Source organism: Mesorhizobium sp. A623 (genome assembly GCF_054489405.1).
On record NZ_JBTMXB010000029.1, the window covers coordinates 14179 to 29999 of the forward strand.

Here is a 15821-nt window from a genome sequence, read left to right on the forward strand (position 1 = left end):
CCTTTTCAGCGCAGGTGCGGATCGGGGCTGAACTCCGCCGCCACCGATTGGCTGCGCGCCATCGACGTATTGAGCCATGTATTCCAACCGAGGCGACTTGCCGCCGGATCGTCGCGGTCGTCAGTCAAGGTAAGCGGCGGGATTTCATCCGGCAGCAACCCGAGACGGACACGGTAGGCCTTGTCGGGTCCCAGTGCGACCGCCGCCAGGTCGGTGAACGTCTTTGCCTGCGTGCCGTCCGGGAGCAGGGAGCGGAAAACCGGATAATGCAGCGGCTCGACATCGAGGAGCACCGAAGACTGGATATCGAATGTGCGTTCTCCCATGACCGTGTCTTCGCCTAGCCTGCAATAGGCGCCCTCGGGAACACCGGGACCTGGAAGCTGAGTTCTGTCATCGACATCGATCGGAAGCCATTCGCCGTGGAACTGCTCGACCTTTACCTGATAACCGAGTGTGCCCGACATGATGCGCTCGACCGCGGTGGACGACCGCCCGATCCTGCCAAGCAATCCGCCAAAATGAACGAGGGTCGCGTCAGGCGTTTCCATCCGGCCTGAAAGTGCCGGCGTACCGATACCGACGATCGCCCGCAACGCATCTTCGATCGGCCGTTGTGTCGATAAGCGTTGGCTTCGCTCCAACTCGACCGTGACGCGATATTTGGCCCAGGCATCGTAGAGAAGGCCGGCAAGGCGGTTGTTGAACAGATCAAAAAACTCACGCAGCCCCGGATTGCGGTCGCGTACGCTGATATGGACCATCTCGCTGAACGCATGCGGCAGTACGCCGGACGGTCCGGTCAGCCCGACGACGGATTGCGTTATTTCTACCGGGCCGCCGTTGCGCGGGCGCTTGACGGCATTGACTTCGGTCGCCGCAAAACCCAGCGGGACGGCGGCGTGGATGCTGATTGACGCGTTCTTCGAATCGACGCCCCGGCCGACGGGATCCGGCAGGGCCGCCCCCGAGGATCGAGCCTCCTCGGAGGCAATCGCTTCGATGATCCGTACCGCCTGGAAGAAATCAAAGGCGTACGGACGCTCGAAAAGGTCCGACTTCAGAGAAGAATTCGGTCGCCGGCGCGGGCTGGCCATGTCTTGAGAACTCCACTACGGCCTTTTACCAGGGCGGTTAGTCGCGAGAAGGAATTGACGCTGGCATAGAGGCCGAGGAAGCGTTCAAGAACGCTTGCCATCATGAACACCCCGTTGCCGGAAAAATTACCTTCGTCGAAGGTGACTGTCACGTCGATGCCCCGGCAGAACGCCGTCTGTCCGTGACTCTTGACCCGGGCCGCGCCAGGCTTGGACGACAGGGAAAGAAGGCCGTCGATCAAAGCTCGCGTTTCAGCCGAATCGCGGAAATCGTACAATAGAAGTATTTCTTTCAGCGCGTCCACGCCGCCATCCGACACCAGCGACAGATGATTAAGCGATAATTGGGAGATTAGCCGCCAGCGCGCACCCTTGCCATGATCCGGCCGCATCGTAGGCGTCGGCGCCGTCAACAGCCGCAGGGATTTGACCAGGGGCGCCGGATTGACCATGTGCAGGACCGGCTGGCCACCGCCGAACGGCAGGCGCTCGGGGAGGTTGCGGTTCAGGCAAAGTGTTTCCACGGACAACACGTGATCCGGCTGGGCCGCCGGCGAGAATTCGGGGTCTACGACCGAGAGGTAGACTTCACTGCCGGGGTTGTCCGCACTTGAGGGACGTCGAGCAGCGAGCCACCAGACCGGCTCTTCGTTCTCCTGGCTACCATGGCGATCGTTCCGGCTATGCTGGACGCTGTAAAATGGCAGGATATCGCGCCTGTGACCGCCGGAATCCGAGGCCGTCACCTGGTCGACGCTATAAACTTCCATGGCACGCGGCCGCCGGCTATCCGGCACGACGCGGTACTCACTGGTCGTATGGTTGACGGCGATGGGTTCGGCGGTCTGAGGAAACAGATTGACGATCGGCGTGCAGCCAAGCGCGAAAGCCGTTGCATCGAGCGATCGTTCCAACGTCGGCCAGGGCCGTTTCAGATAGACGAAGACATCAAGGGTCCCCTTCTTGCCCGCAAGCTTTGCTCGTGGCGGAAAGGCCAGATCCACGAACAGGAATTTTTCCGGGAAGGCGAAAAATTCGGTGAGGATACGGAAGCCGAGATGAGACCCCTTCTCATAGGGCAGCAGGCCCTCCTCCTCGCTGAAGCCTCCGGGCGAGAAGGCGGAAGCATCGAGCACAGCGACGTCTGGATCGTTCGCACCTTCCGCGAAAGCGACGGCGATGGTGTCGTTGAGCAGCAGTTCATAAAGCGGATAGACTAGTTGTGGTTGCCCGCGCAGGAAGAAGCGCAGTCGCTCTGGCGCGTTCTTCTCAAAGCTGGCGTCGGGAGACGTCATCTCCAGTGTCAGGCGCAGGCAGGCGGCGGCATTTTGACTGCGCGGGGTGTCCGGCGCGGTGATCGGGCGGCCCGACAAAGTTGCTGAACGAACCGTCAGGGGATGTAGCAACACGGTGGATGCGGTGCGAAAGCGGCATCGCTCGCCCTCCATCGGTTCCGTGTCGAGCAACGTTCCGGCGGGAACCTCATGGCTGTCCGGCAAGTCCGGCTGTGGTTCCATCTGCACGATGGACATGGAGGGGATCGGTTTGTCGAAATGGGGATAGAGGATGCCAAGCATCGCGCTGGTCAATTCGGGAAAGTCGTCGTCCAGCTTTTGGCGGATGCGCGCGGTCAGGTAGGCGAATGCCTCAATCAACCGGCCGACATGGGGGTCCTCGACGGCGTCTTCCGACAAACGAAGCCGGCCGGCGATGCGCGGGTTCTCGGCTGCAAAGACCGCCGCCGCTCGTCGGATATTGAGCAGTTCACGGTTATAGTGAAGGAGCAGATCATCCGACATGGGTTAGGTGAGTTCCTGCTGGAGACACTGGCGAGGCGGATACCTTCGCTGACGCGTGAAGATGATCAGCGTGCCGCCGCCTGTCAACGGAGCCTGCCGCTGGCGTCACAGCACCGGACATTTGAAATCCGCAAGGGTGTCCTTGGCGAATGGATTCCTCGCGGCCGATACCGTTACATCGAGCACCGCCTTTCGACTGCCGATCGTAAAGCCGTAGGGCACCACATCGGTGGCGTCGGGATTCAGGATATGGCCGGCATCGAATAACCGGAAGAGCGCCCATGGACCCTGGCGCCTCAGAGCGTTGCGCTCGCCGTCCAGTTCCGGGGTCATGGACAGGACCGCTTCGGCACCGGCGGGCTGCGGCGGCCATCCGAATTCCGTCGGCGTCAGCGGGCCGTGCGTATAGACGAGGGTCGGTCCGCCGACATCGAACTGCAAGGCGCGTGCCTTGAGGTCCAACTGCACCGGCGAAACCGTAAATTTGATCGCTGGCGTCGCAGAGGCGCCGAAATAGATGTCGGTGATGTCGGCGGCGCGCTCGAAGCCGGCCAGCACTTCATCGCTTAGGTCGAGGCCGATCTTCTGTCCGGTTCGCCACCGCCAGGGCTTGGTTGTCGTGTCGATGAACGGCTTCAGATAGTCATTACGAAATGAATTGATCCGTCCAGTTGGCGCGAATACCGTAGCAAAATCGGCGATGGACGCGTCGTCGCTACTCTTCGGCTCGAACGGATAGCGGTGTTCGGTGGTCGATTGGCAGGCCGGCAGCACCGTGGTCTTCCATATCTCTGCCAACCGTGCCCGCGAACTGCCTCCGGTGACGGCCGCCACCTGGCTGAGAATGCGGCGAAACAGCGGCTGCAAGGGTGCGGGCAGTGCGCTGACTTGTTCGCCCAACTGGTTGAGGATCGTCTGTGGTTGAGCGCCAAGTTCGAGAATGTCGCCGCCTGTCGCGACAAGGTTGATCTGCGCGTAAAGCGGTTGCAATGCGGCTACGATCGCGCCGACTTGCGACTGCTGCCCCTCTGCCGCGCTGACCGCCTTGTCAAAGGCCTGGAAATGGTCCGTCACGGATTTGCCGACATCGACTACTCGCTGCGGTAACGTCACGCTGTCGGCGATGCGTTTGACCTGCACGGGGGCCGCCTTGGCGAGCGCGCCTGCCAGCTTGTCCGCTCCAGCGGGGCTGGCGGCTGGAACGAGGTTGGTCTCAGCCACAATGGCCTGCATCAACTCAGTGACCGGCGAAGGGCTTCCGGTGATGATCGCCAGCGACCGCGCCACCTCTCCGGCACTGGTGCCGTCGGCGATCGTCAGGTCGGACAACAGGCTGTCCCATGATCGGATATAATCCACCCGATAGAGATCGAGCATCCCCTTGCGGATGCGCTGGATTTCGTTCTCCCGGTCGAGCGCCGAATCGGCGGCCCCCATCACCCACAGGTCGTCACCGAGCGCGGTGGCAACGGTTCCGGTGGCCGGCAAGCCGGTGTCCAAAAATCCAGACTTCGTATAGAGCCCGGCAACGCCGTCCCAGAAACTCGAGCCGCTGATGCGCGACAATGCCTGCGGTCCCGATAACCCCATATGGTCAACGGGTCGCCATGATTGCAACTGCTGGATATCGGGCATGGAAATCAGCGAATCGTAGGCAAGACGGGCGAGGGTATAATCGGACATGAACCCGCGCGCACGGTCCACCAGGCGCATGTCCATCAACGGCGGCGGCGTCACCGCGGCCGACGATAGTTCTGCAAGGTGCTCTGAAACCCGCTCGTCGATTTGCTGCGTGCGATCGTAAGGCAACCATTTGGCGCTGAAATCGGGGCCGAGCAGGGCGGCTGTCGATGGCTGCACGGGCCGCTCGCCTGTCAGCATCAGATAGAGTTTTAATTGCTGAAAACGTAGCGCGGCGGCCGTCTTCGGGTCGCCCAACCCATCGTGCAGGTAGCGGCTGGCAAATGGCAGCAACAATCCGGAAATGCCGCGATCGTAGGCCGCGCGCGCCGCCTCCTCGACCGAAGCCGTTCCATAGAGGCCGAAGGTCGCGCGCGCGGGTTGCTCTTTCGCCAGCTTGCGCAGGTCGTCCAGTGCGCCAAGCGCTGGCATGAAGGTCGACGGAAGCTTGCCGTCGGGAGAGGCCGCCGCAAGGCTGGCCCGTGCAGCGCCCACTTCATCCTGGAGCCTTGCCGTATAGGCCCGGCCCTCGGTGAATCCTAGCCACCAGAAGATGAGCACCGCAAAGACCCCCAAAGCCAGTAGCGCATTGACGGCAACGCCTCGCACCCGCATCATTAGTGCCGCGGGCCGGGTGAGGCCGCCGAGACTGGCCTCCGGGATGACGATGTCGTGGACCAACTTGTGCAGGAAGTAGGCGCGCGCGCGCGGAGCGGCACTCTCGGCGCGCAGCGCCAGGTTTTGGGGCTTTTGCGCGAAATTCCTTGCCAGATGGCTGGAAAGGCCGTCGACTGAAAGGCCGTTCTGCGTCGCGCTCGCAAAGAACATCCCACGCACCAGCGGCGGCGCCTCGAACCGATGAGTAAACGTCACCTGTGTCACCAGGGACTCCAGTGTCGGCTGCATCGCGGCGAACTGGTTGGGGAACTCGAAGGCTCGGAGGCGGCGTTGATCGTCCGGTTCTTCCTGTAGCCGCAGCAGCAGATTGCGCGCCAGCGACCCAACGATGCCGGAGAACCCTTGCGTGAAGTGCTCTAGCGCCAAGCCAGGATTGGTGGCCTTTGCGGTTGGGTCGAGCGAAAATCCCAAGACCGCGTTGCGTTCCTCGGTGTTCAGCGCGTCGAAGAACTCCTCGAACCCGACCAGCAGATCCAGCTTGGTGACGAGAATATATATGGGCGGGCGGGTGCGCAGCCTAGCGGTTATTTCGTCGATCCGGCGGCGCAAGGCCGAGCCGAAATCGAGGCCGGATTCCGGTGTCATCGCCATCAGCTCGCCGGCGCTGATCGTGATGATGAGGCCGCTGATCGGTTGCTGTGGCCGCAGTCGGCGCAGATGATCAAGCAGGTGCTGCCATAGTGAAGAGGACGCCCGGTCCGCTTGTTCGAGGAACCGGCCGGCCAGTTCGACCAAAACGGCCTGGTCGGCGAGATGGAAGACGGCAGGGGCATCGGTCACCGTTTCGGGCTGGTATGGAAATGCCAGCCCGCCATTCAGGATAGCCGATGTCTTGCCCGCGCCGTCTCGTCCCATGACCAGATACCAGGGGATCCGATAATTCTCGCGAGAGTAGGGATTAAACCGCCCCCTGTTCGTGAACCGCATCGCGCCGCGTGCGGAATCGCGGAAGGCCGCGAATTCCACATCCGCCTTGTCGCAGACCTGGTCGGCCGCCTGCCGTTCCTCTTCCTTTTGCCGGCGCAATGTGGCGAGCAGCGCCTGATCGGCGCTGCTGCGGCGGGCCCGTATGAAGAAGCCGGCTATGCCCCAGGCAAGGACGATGACCAGGATGATGGCCAAGCGGGTGGAAGCGGGACCAAGCGGGCGCGCCTCGCCAAAGGCCAGCAACGGACCGAGAAGCCAGATCAGTAGCACGAGGCAAAGCGCGGCAATAGTCAGCAGCGAACCGGACCTCAGCAGAGGCTTTCCCACACGCTGCAGGCTGCGCCACAGGATCAAGACAAGCTTTCCTTGTAGGCGATCATGCGCCGCGCGGCGTCGAGATAAGCCGGGTCGATCGCTAAGCTGCCATGAGCGACAATCGCAGCCTTGCTTTCCGAGACGAACAGGCCACGATCTGCTTCCGGAATCAACATGGCCTGTGCTTCGAGCCATGCCACGAGAGCCGCGTCATCTGGATTACCTGTAGCGCTGGCGAGCGCGATGCGGGCCTTCATCGTCTCGACGCTCGCATCGAGGTCGACAAGCTGCGTTTCCATCAACGCTGCGAGGCTCGGCAGCAAGGCATTGCGTCGCACACGCACGCGCGCTTCCTCGACAGAGGCATCGAGCTTGGGCCGAGCGGCAAGACCAACCATCAACGGAAGGACGGAGCCTTCGCTCTTCATGGCAGACTCGAGATTGTCCATACGTCGCAAAGCCGCAGTGATCGTCGACAGGGCGGCAACTGTTGTCGGGCTGGTGATCGGGTCAGTCTGTGCTGCCGTTTCGACGCCTCGCGTCGTCCATCGGGTTTCAATCTCGAAGGTCTGGAAAACCAGATAACCGGTGCCGAGGCAGGCGAGCGCCAGCGCTGCGGCCGAGGCCCACTTTACAGAATTGCTGATGTGGCCTTTGCGATGGAAACCGACGAGGCCGGCTTCCTTGAAGATCGTGTCCTTGAACGTTCCGGCGATGAAATAACCATGATCTTCGTCATCGAAGCCGAGGTCAGGCGGAATCATGCCGACCCGTGGCATGGCAAAGCGCCGTGACAGTTCTGGCAGAAGACTGTCGATCGACAGCGCCTCCTGGCGAGCACTGGTCAGAAAGATACCGCGCAGCGCCGCGCCATTATGTGCCTTGTCTCCGCTGGTAAACACCGCGTCCAGCAAAGGCTGGACGGTGTTCTGGAGGGCTGCGACCTGCGCGCTGAACCCGTTGATGCGCGCGCAGCGTACGGGATCGGCTTCTCGTGAGACCCACTCGACCAGACGGGCGCGCATTGCTGCAAGCAGCGACTGGTAGCCGTGCGACACGGCCTCTTTCATGGCGTCCGCCGACAGCGATACGCCGGGAGCCCGAAAAGGCAGCGTAAAACCCCAGGGTTGCAACCGCTCCTGGGGTTCTTGCCGATCGAAGAACTCCTGGAATCCCGGAAGCAGGTCGATCTTGGTCAGCAGCATGTAAACGGGCGCGGTCTGTCCCGTCACGGCCTCGATTTCGCGCAAACCAAGCAGGGCATTTTGCGAGAACTCACGGTGTTCGGTCTGGTCGGCAAGTGTCAGGTCGGCGGGGCTGAGTACGAATACCGTTCCGTTGATGGGCTGGGCCGGGCGCAACTGCTTGATTAATTCGCAGGCCTCGCCCAGTTTCTGGTCAGGCGCACCGATTGAGGTTTCGACGAAAATCGCTTCTTCCCCAACCCACCACGTGGCATGGCCAATGGTTGTGGGCATACTGAGCCGCATCCCGGACTTGTCGAGCAAGCTCGACTTGCCAACGCCGGGTGCGCCGATCAGCAGATAGAGCGGAACGGATTGGCGGCCCCCGCGGCCTTGCAGACCCCTGTTGGAAAGGAAAGTCATTGCTGCCTGCCGCTGCTCGCGAAACCCAGGTGAGCCCGGATGGGTCTGGGTGGCGCCGATGCGTCGCCCCAAGAGGGCCGGGATCAAGGCCAGGAGGACGAGCGGGGCGATACAGGCCGCAAAACGCAGTTGGGCGTCAGCGAGCGGCGCGTAATTCCAGATAGCCCAACTAGCGGCAATCGAAAGGCAAAGACCTGCCAGCCAGTTGATCCGGAACCATGATCTCATGGCGCCGGTTCCATCGGAATCTGGAATTCGACGCGCCGATTGCGGGCGCGGCCTTCCGCGGTCGCATTGGAGGCGATGGCGTCGTTTTCGCCTCGCCCTTCAAAATTCACGCGCGATGGAGCGGAGACGTGCCGGCGCAGCATATCGGCAGCAGAATTGGCCCGCGCGACCGAAATTGCCATGTTGTCCCCAAGCGGGCTGCCCGCGCCGACCGGAACGTTATCGGTATGCCCGATAACGAGGATCGGCCCCTTTTCGCCGTTCAGGGCGCTTCCGATGCGGCCGATCAGCGGGTCTTCGTCCGAGGCGATATCCTTTCCACCCGAAGGGAACGAAGCCTTGAGCATCCGAATGACGACGGAGCTTCCCGATGGCGATACTTCGACGCTGCCGCTCGCTATGTCGTCGGCCAGAAAGGTCGATATCCTCTCGATCTGGGTTTGCCGGGTCGGAGGCACAGGCTCGGGGATGGCGGGCACGGCGGCATGGTTGACGACGATCGGCGTAGCCGGAGCCAGCGCTTTGATCTGCTCGGCCGCGGCCTCGACGCTGCCGCGCAAGCTGAGGCTGGAAAAAATCCACAATGCGGCAAGCAGCCCCAAGACGATCATTCCGGCAAGCCAGGGGTCGGCCATGATGCGCGGCGGCTTATGCGGCGCGGTTACGCCCTGCCAGGTAGCCGACAGGTCGCGATCGTAGGGCCCGCGCACGCGGCGAATGGCCCGGTACAGGTCGTGGCGAAGCCGGGTAAGCTGGCCTTGGCCGCCTTCTACTACACGGTATTTGCCGACGAAACCCACGGCCAGGCAGATCGCCATCAGTTCAAGCGCGTCGACGTCGTCTTCGGGGCTCATCAGCAATTGCGAAAGCAGATCGTAAAAGCGTTCGCCGCCCCAGGTTTCATTATAGAGGCTGCTGACCAGACTGCCGCTGGCCCAACCGGACTGGCCGCCCCAATTCGTGTTGAGAATGATGTCGTCAATGGTCGCACACAGGGCGTAGCGTGCGATCCTAACGATCCGGCTGGGCACGTCCTTGGCCATGGCCGCTGTTTCGAAACGTTTGATTTCGTTGATGGTGAGATCACGAAACTCGGCGATATTATCTGGTGGAGCACTCTCGTTGAGACGCCCGGCCAGCCACAGCAGCGGGGCGGCGGCACTCACCAGTGGGTTGATCGCGGCGAGGTCGAAGGCCTTGTCTATGCTGGAGTCGGGGCGCGGGCGCATGGCATCGCTGACCGAAGCACGCTCGCGTGGCGCGAAACGCTGGTCGAACTGGTTGCCACCCGACGGCGGGCTGCCGCCGAAAAAGTCCTCGTCCAGCGACAACGCGCCGAAATCGGGCTGGTTGCGCGTGTTGCCGCGCATGGGCGAGGGCCGCAGATCGCCCCCTGGCAGCGATTGTCTGATCGTGTCGTCGGCCTTCGAGAAATAGGAAAAAGGATCGCTCAGCGCAGCACTCCTTCTGGAATAGACCTTCGGCCAATCGCGAGGCTCGAGCCCGTTGGTCCGGTTGAGGCGGTATCAGGCCGTGTCTGCTTCCGCTCGGATAAGCAAAGGCGAAGCTGATGGCGACCATCAACGGCTACACAAAACGTTGTAGAAAGGCGCAGCCAGGACGGCAAACCCCGTCGGGTTCTCAGGCCCTTGGCTATTGCGACAACGTCATGTGCCATCTCGATCATGTCAATTCGATCCTAAGCCTTCACGGCCCACAGTTCGAGTTCCAGTCCGGGAAATTCACCAGCCATGTGGATGGCAAGTCCAGCGGAGTTGCCGGTTTGCTTCCATATGGCACTGGTCCGGTCGAGTTCGAAATAGGCTTTTCCCGTATGGTAGGGTATTTGTCGCGGTGCTGCCGGCAAGGCGTGCAGAGCGATCCCCGGCAGGGCGGCGTTCACCAGTTCTCTTATCTGCTCGACAGGGCCCATCTTGATCTGGCCGACCAGCCGCCGCTGCATCGCATCGGCAGGCATGTCGGATTGGGCAGCGAGAATGAACGTGTATTTTGAATAGATGGAGCGATCCGACACCGTGGCGACCCGGATTCCGTAGCGATGCTCAGTCAGTGGAATCAGGAACGCGCCCCGGTCGAGGACAGCACTCAACGACTGGCGCACGGCCGCAATCACCGGAGCAAACGTTATTTGCAGGCGTTCATGGTCATAGACGGGAAAGGGACGCGGGCGGTGATTGGGCGTCGTGAACGTGGCGAGTTCCGAGGCCAGGGTGACGGCGTTCAGGAAGATCGTTTCGGGATGCACGCAAAAGATGGAGGCGAGATGCGTGAACACAGGCTGCCAGCGGTTGATCGTCTGCAACATCAGCGTGTCGGTCAACTCGGCTGTCGTGCCCGCGCTGCCGGCAGCAAGTCGGGAGGCTATTGCCTCGCCGCGGTGGTTCAGAAGGCCGACGATCTCGGTGAGCAGCCCTGTCAGTACAGGTGATGTCCGGGCATCGAGCGCCGGCGGAATATAGCTGTCGTCGAGAACGACGGTATTGTCGGCGCGGACCTCCAGGATGCGCGCCAGGCCGATTCTGAGGAGGCCGGCACTCTCGCTGGATTCCAGCGCGTAGCGCAGCCGGAGCTTGCCGACGGTTATCGATACGGGTGCTCGCTCGCTGCTGTTGGAATCGGCAATCTCGATGTCCTTCGACGTGTAGCGAGTCAGGGTGTCGACTTCCGCGCCGGCCGCCTCGCGGCTGCCGGGTTGGGTGATGGGCAGCGTCAGGTAGACGATGGTGTCGCGTATGTTTTCGCCAAGTTGCAGCGGTATGAGATCGTCCGCACTGTCGGGCGCGGTGAACGGAGTGCCGTCCTCGAATACCCCTGTCGCATGCTCCACCGCGAAGCGGCCGATCGACAGAAGCTCGCGGTTGAGCTTGAGCTCGGCCAAACCCCACCCATAGGCACGAAGCGCGCGCACCCGCCCATCGAGCATCCGCTCCATGGAGCGGATACTCTGCTGGAAGTGCTGGGCACGAATGAACATGCCCTCGGACCAGATCACCTTGTCACCGAACGGCATGCTGTAATTCCCCGTACCCTCGTCGCGAGATGTCGCTGCCAATCATATCCGCCCCACAGCCAGGCCCGACCTCAATCCTGAGGCCCAAGGTCGACCGAACTCGTCTTGAGCTCCGCTTTCAGCTTGAGTTTCTTTTCCCCTTGCAAAGGGATCATAGCGCGCCATTTCGTCTGCTCAAAATCGCGGAAGCCGACGACGACGGCCACAATCACGGTACCCTCGACAAGCTTTGCCTTGATCCGCTCCACGCCGCCCGGATTAAGCATGATTTCCGCCTTGCCCAGCATGGTCGGCCCCAGCGTTGCTTCGTCCTGCTCCCATAGCTGCTTGAAACTGGCGTTTGCGAATGCCGCGTCTCCGCTGAGCTGGTAGAGCCTAAGAACCACGGGCGAAGGCTGTCCGTCAGGGGACGGATTGATGAGAGGCGATGCCATCGCGATGAAATCAATCCCCGCTTCGGCCGGCGCGGGCTTGATCTCGATCTCCGTGGCGGGCGGTTTTTTTGTGAGCAGTCCACAGCCCGACAGGCATAGAACCACCGCAAACACCAACCATGGCCGGAGAATACCGGACATGAAACCACCCCCGCAACTTGCTGGCGTTAAACCAGCGTAAAAACAAACGCATTACTCAGGCAGGAATTTACTCCCGTCGAGAAGAAGAGCGCGTAGCCGTTCACAAAACCTTTGCCGTTCGATGTCCGGCAAATCCGTCGCCGCTGCTTCCACGGCTTTGATAAAGCGACTCAACTCGACCCCTGCAACAGGTAAATCAAGTATCACAGCCTCACCACTCGTGGATGCTAACGAGTCTTGGCCTTTTATGGAATTCCGAATAGTCTCTTGCTCTTCATTTGAAGAGATATCCACGGAAATCGGATTCCTGCTTGGTTCAAATGATCCCTGCGGTGCCCACCAGTCGTCCAGTATAGGCTCCGGCGAACCGGGTTGACCTAGTCCGTCTTGTAAAGGCGGCGGCTGCGGCGCGCTGGCAGGGGCAGCCTTCTCGGCTGACCCGAACGGGCCTTCCTGGCCTGCCCCGGCCGCCGCCGGGCGGGGCGATTGCGTAGGCTCTTGCAAGGGTGCATCAGCCTCCAGTCGGACCAGGATAACCGCGTCGCCGAGCTTCACCACATTGCCGTCCGACAGAAGCCGGGGAAGGCCGAACCCGACGACCTCATTGTCGATCTCGACGCCGTTGGTCGACGTGTCGGTCAGCACGAAGCCACTGACGTCCCTGTCTATGCGGCAGTGCGCTTTTGATACGATGCGCTCCGGGTCTGGCAGCGTCCAGTCGGCGACAGGCGACCGCCCGACGACGAGGCTGCCGTTCTCCATGGTCTTTTCGATCTGGGCGCCCATCAGCCGGTCAGGTCCCTTCAGGATAAGTTTGAGTTTCATGCGCCCCTCCAAACGCTCTTTGCCCGTCACTCAGGTGCCGGTATCGTCGAGCCTACCTTGCACCTCGCGTCGTGCCGCCACCAGATGGGTGCTGTAGTGCATGCAGGACCGTTCGTGCAAGCGCACGTGCCATGGCACTTCGCGCGTTGGCTTACCTCTGCGCAGCGCCCCGGCCGCAAGGGGGCCGTCACTCAGCATCAGGTCAAGGAGGGCTTCGCCGCCACCGTCGTGCGGTCCGCGCTGCGAATGTCCGCCGATCCAACCTTCAAGCGGCGTGACTTGTGCGGCCCAGTCGAAGGGAACAGCCAGCAATGCTTGTCCGCCGACGCGCACGACGCGTCCGATCTCGTTCAACCCTAGCTGCGGATCGGACAGGCAGTCCAGCACGTTTAGGCCGACCGCGAGAGCAAAGGTCTCCGGCGCGAACGGAAGCGCGAGAACGTCGCAGACCCAGACGTCCATCCGCTCGCGATGGGGAGCATCGATGCTGAAGCGCCGGCGGTCATAGACAACGCCCACCCGTCGGCGCGCATAGTCGACGTTGCCTTCGACGACCGCGCGGCGGGAAACGCGGGCAAGCGGCATCGAGATGTCGATCCCCAGAATCTGGCGTCCGGTCCTGCTGGCAAGCTCGACTACCGAGCGGCCCGCACCGCATCCAATGTCGAGCACCGGTCCGGGCGGAAAATCGTCGGTGGCCATCTCAAGGCCGCAAGCCAATGCCCGCGCCACCCCCGAAGGAGAGGCGTCGCCCACGGCGGGCGCGGTTTCCTGCGGGTCCTGATCACCCCAATGGTCCCAGACATAAGAAGACACGTGTTGGCGTATCGAATCAAGGCCGCTGCCCGGCCCCGACGCATCGCCCAGCAGGCTTTCGACTGCAGGGGTCAGATCGCGCCGCGCCATGATATAGAAGAGATTGTCCTGGATGTAGCGCCGGACGTCGGGCACGATCACCGGCAGACCGTCGATCACCGGATACTCGCGGCCGCAGTGGGCGCAACCGAGAATTCCCGCGATGACATCGTCATCCGTTTCTGTTTCGATCACATTGATGCACAGCGCTTGCGAATGCCCACTCCTGTTGCACGCAGGGCAGATCGGCCTGAGCATTTCAAAATGGCTGCGGCGCATCTCAGCCACCGATTATGACGGTGGGACAACCGGGTGGCAGGATTTTTCCGACCGGACTGGGGATGGGGGCGACGCATGCCGTATGCGCGGTCAGGTCGCCGACGCGGGCGGCCGGCAGCCCCCCTATAAGAACCGTGGCCGAGCCCTTGGCGATCATGCCGGGGCCGCCCGGCATACAACCGGCCAGAAGACACGGCTGCGACAGGTCCGACACGCGAGCGGCTGGCATATTGCCTATAAGGACGTTTGGCTGGCCCTTTATGATGGCGAGCGGCATGGCCGGATGCGGGGTCGGCGTTGGCGTTGGCGCTGCCGGATGAATCGGCGCATGGCAGTGCGGCGCGTCTTGCAACATCCGATCGCCCATGCGAGCTGCGTTCATGGTGGGGTCTCCTCAAGCCGCGTTGTTCGCGCCAGACGCTTATGGAGCGTCAGCACATTCCAGCCGCTCTTGCGCTGGTACCCGATCTCATCAAGCACGGTGTGGACGAAATGCATGCCGAGCCCGCCGACTTGGCGGGCTTCAATGTCAGCGGAAAGATCGGGGCGGGGTATTCCGAGCGGATCGAACGGCATTCCATCGTCCCGTATCTCTATCAGCAGTTCTGCCACATCGACGCGCAGCATGACAAGGATTTCGTGCGCGTTTCCGTCCCGAAATGCGTAACCGGTGACGTTGGAAAGAATCTCGTCAAGCGCCACCTCGATGCCCTCGACAGCGTCGTGGGCGAGCGCATGACGCGCAAAGAACATGTCGACCTGCCTGAGAACGCCCGGGATCGCGAGGGCGTCATTGAGCATAACGAATGTCGCCGTCCTGGCGGGACGGACATCGGACCGAAACAGCGCGACGGCGGCACACCCACCCTTGGCGCGTTCGATCTCACGATCGACCAGACGCTCCAGGCCTTCAAGCGGCATCTCCGAACTGGAAGGTGGGGGCACAGCGCCGGTAGACAGCCATGCGATTTCGCCGGGGGCAAGCCATGTGGTGACCTCCTTGCGGGCTACCACGTCGATGCGCGCCCGCCCGGCAGTTGCCGACGCCATCGTGCCGGTGGCTATATCGAGCAGAACGACGGCCACATCCAGATCCGCGTCGGGAAAACCCTTCCTGCAGGCAACCAGCGCGGACTCGGGACTTTCGAGAAGCGTAAGAGCCGCGCGTAGAAGGTGTCGAAACGAGGCGGCGGCGAGTGCGCCTTTGACGCCATCCCCGCCTATGCGAACCGTCGCCACTGCCAGCATTTGCTGGGCGAGCCACACATTATCGTGAAAACAGACCGACCCGTCACAATGGCGAACACCCGCGCCGAGCTCGACATCGCGCCGGACCGGAAAGCGTTGGGGCAGCAAGGCGTTCCTGATGATTGTGGCGAGATCATCATCCATGTGAGGCTCGTTCACGACAGCCTCCTATGCGGAAGGTCACACGCCAACATCACAAGAATACGTTTCTGACGACACGGGGAGCTCTCTTGAAGGATGGCGGGCGTTGCGGAGCTGTGGCTGGCGGTGTAGCCTAAAAAGAACGGATTTGAAAGAAGCGCGAGGCATTCATCGTCATGGACATCGCCGAGAGTCGTCGCGACGGCAAGCTTATAATTGCGCCAAGCGGCAGGATTGACACAACTTCTTCTCCGATCTTCGATCGACATCTCAGTTCCGTCATTGATCGTGGCGATACTCAGCTTATTGTCGACCTTTCGAATCTTGAGTATATCAGCAGTACGGGCCTGTCGGCGTTTCTCTCGGCGGCAAAGAAAGTAAAGGCGGCCGGCGGCCAGATGGCGCTCACCGGCCTCAACAGTCGAATTCGTCTCGTTTTCGAGATGAGTGGTTTTTTAAGGCTGTTTCCAGTGTTTCCCACTGTGGAAGCGGCCGTAACGTAATTTCGCAAAAATCTCGTAGACGTCAGGAAAAGT

Annotated in this window: 12 protein-coding genes; 1 reads left to right on the forward strand and 11 read right to left on the reverse strand. The window is 61.8% G+C overall.

What is annotated here, in order from left to right; genetic code table 11:
* Positions 1-5: 5 nt before the first annotated feature.
* From tssG to ACX3P1_RS21845, 11 genes are all read right to left on the reverse strand, one after another.
* A complete protein-coding gene (gene tssG, locus ACX3P1_RS21795; RefSeq protein ID WP_459081695.1) occupies positions 6-1097 on the reverse strand; it encodes a type VI secretion system baseplate subunit TssG in 1092 nt (363 codons plus the stop codon).
* A complete protein-coding gene (gene tssF, locus ACX3P1_RS21800) occupies positions 1061-2896 on the reverse strand; it encodes a type VI secretion system baseplate subunit TssF (RefSeq protein WP_459081696.1) in 1836 nt (611 codons plus the stop codon). Before tssF ends, tssG begins: the two co-directional genes overlap by 37 nt.
* Before the next feature lie 105 nt (positions 2897-3001).
* Positions 3002-6535 (reverse strand): type VI secretion system membrane subunit TssM, encoded by a 3534-nt coding sequence (gene tssM / locus ACX3P1_RS21805; protein WP_459081697.1) that lies wholly within the window; start codon positions 6533-6535, stop codon positions 3002-3004.
* Positions 6532-8331, reverse strand: coding sequence for a type VI secretion protein IcmF/TssM N-terminal domain-containing protein (locus ACX3P1_RS21810; RefSeq protein WP_459081698.1), 1800 nt, complete (start codon positions 8329-8331; stop codon positions 6532-6534). The genes tssM and ACX3P1_RS21810 overlap by 4 nt, the downstream gene beginning before the upstream one ends.
* Entirely contained in the window at positions 8328-9701 is a 1374-nt protein-coding gene (gene icmH / locus ACX3P1_RS21815) for a type IVB secretion system protein IcmH/DotU (protein WP_459081699.1), read from the reverse strand. The genes ACX3P1_RS21810 and icmH overlap by 4 nt, the downstream gene beginning before the upstream one ends.
* A gap of 329 nt (positions 9702-10030) precedes the next feature.
* Positions 10031-11362, reverse strand: a complete 1332-nt coding sequence (gene tssK, locus ACX3P1_RS21820) for a type VI secretion system baseplate subunit TssK (protein ID WP_459081700.1) — start codon at positions 11360-11362, stop codon at positions 10031-10033.
* A gap of 71 nt (positions 11363-11433) precedes the next feature.
* Entirely contained in the window at positions 11434-11937 is a 504-nt protein-coding gene (gene tssJ / locus ACX3P1_RS21825) for a type VI secretion system lipoprotein TssJ (RefSeq protein WP_459081701.1), read from the reverse strand.
* A gap of 51 nt (positions 11938-11988) precedes the next feature.
* The gene (locus ACX3P1_RS21830; protein ID WP_459081703.1) at positions 11989-12762 is read right to left on the reverse strand and encodes an FHA domain-containing protein; all 774 of its coding nucleotides are present in this window, start codon (positions 12760-12762) and stop codon (positions 11989-11991) included.
* Between the two features lie 30 nt (positions 12763-12792).
* Complete coding sequence (locus ACX3P1_RS21835) at positions 12793-13896, reverse strand: methyltransferase domain-containing protein (RefSeq protein ID WP_459081704.1); 1104 nt, start codon at positions 13894-13896, stop codon at positions 12793-12795.
* A 1-nt stretch (position 13897) separates the two neighbouring features.
* Entirely contained in the window at positions 13898-14278 is a 381-nt protein-coding gene (locus ACX3P1_RS21840; protein WP_459081705.1) for a PAAR domain-containing protein, read from the reverse strand.
* Complete coding sequence (locus tag ACX3P1_RS21845) at positions 14275-15303, reverse strand: ATP-binding protein (RefSeq protein ID WP_459081706.1); 1029 nt, start codon at positions 15301-15303, stop codon at positions 14275-14277. The genes ACX3P1_RS21840 and ACX3P1_RS21845 overlap by 4 nt, the downstream gene beginning before the upstream one ends.
* A 158-nt stretch (positions 15304-15461) precedes the next feature.
* Here ACX3P1_RS21845 and ACX3P1_RS21850 point away from each other — a divergent pair, with 158 nt between their 5' ends.
* Positions 15462-15788 (forward strand): STAS domain-containing protein, encoded by a 327-nt coding sequence (locus tag ACX3P1_RS21850; RefSeq protein WP_459081707.1) that lies wholly within the window; start codon positions 15462-15464, stop codon positions 15786-15788.
* Positions 15789-15821: the final 33 nt, after the last annotated feature.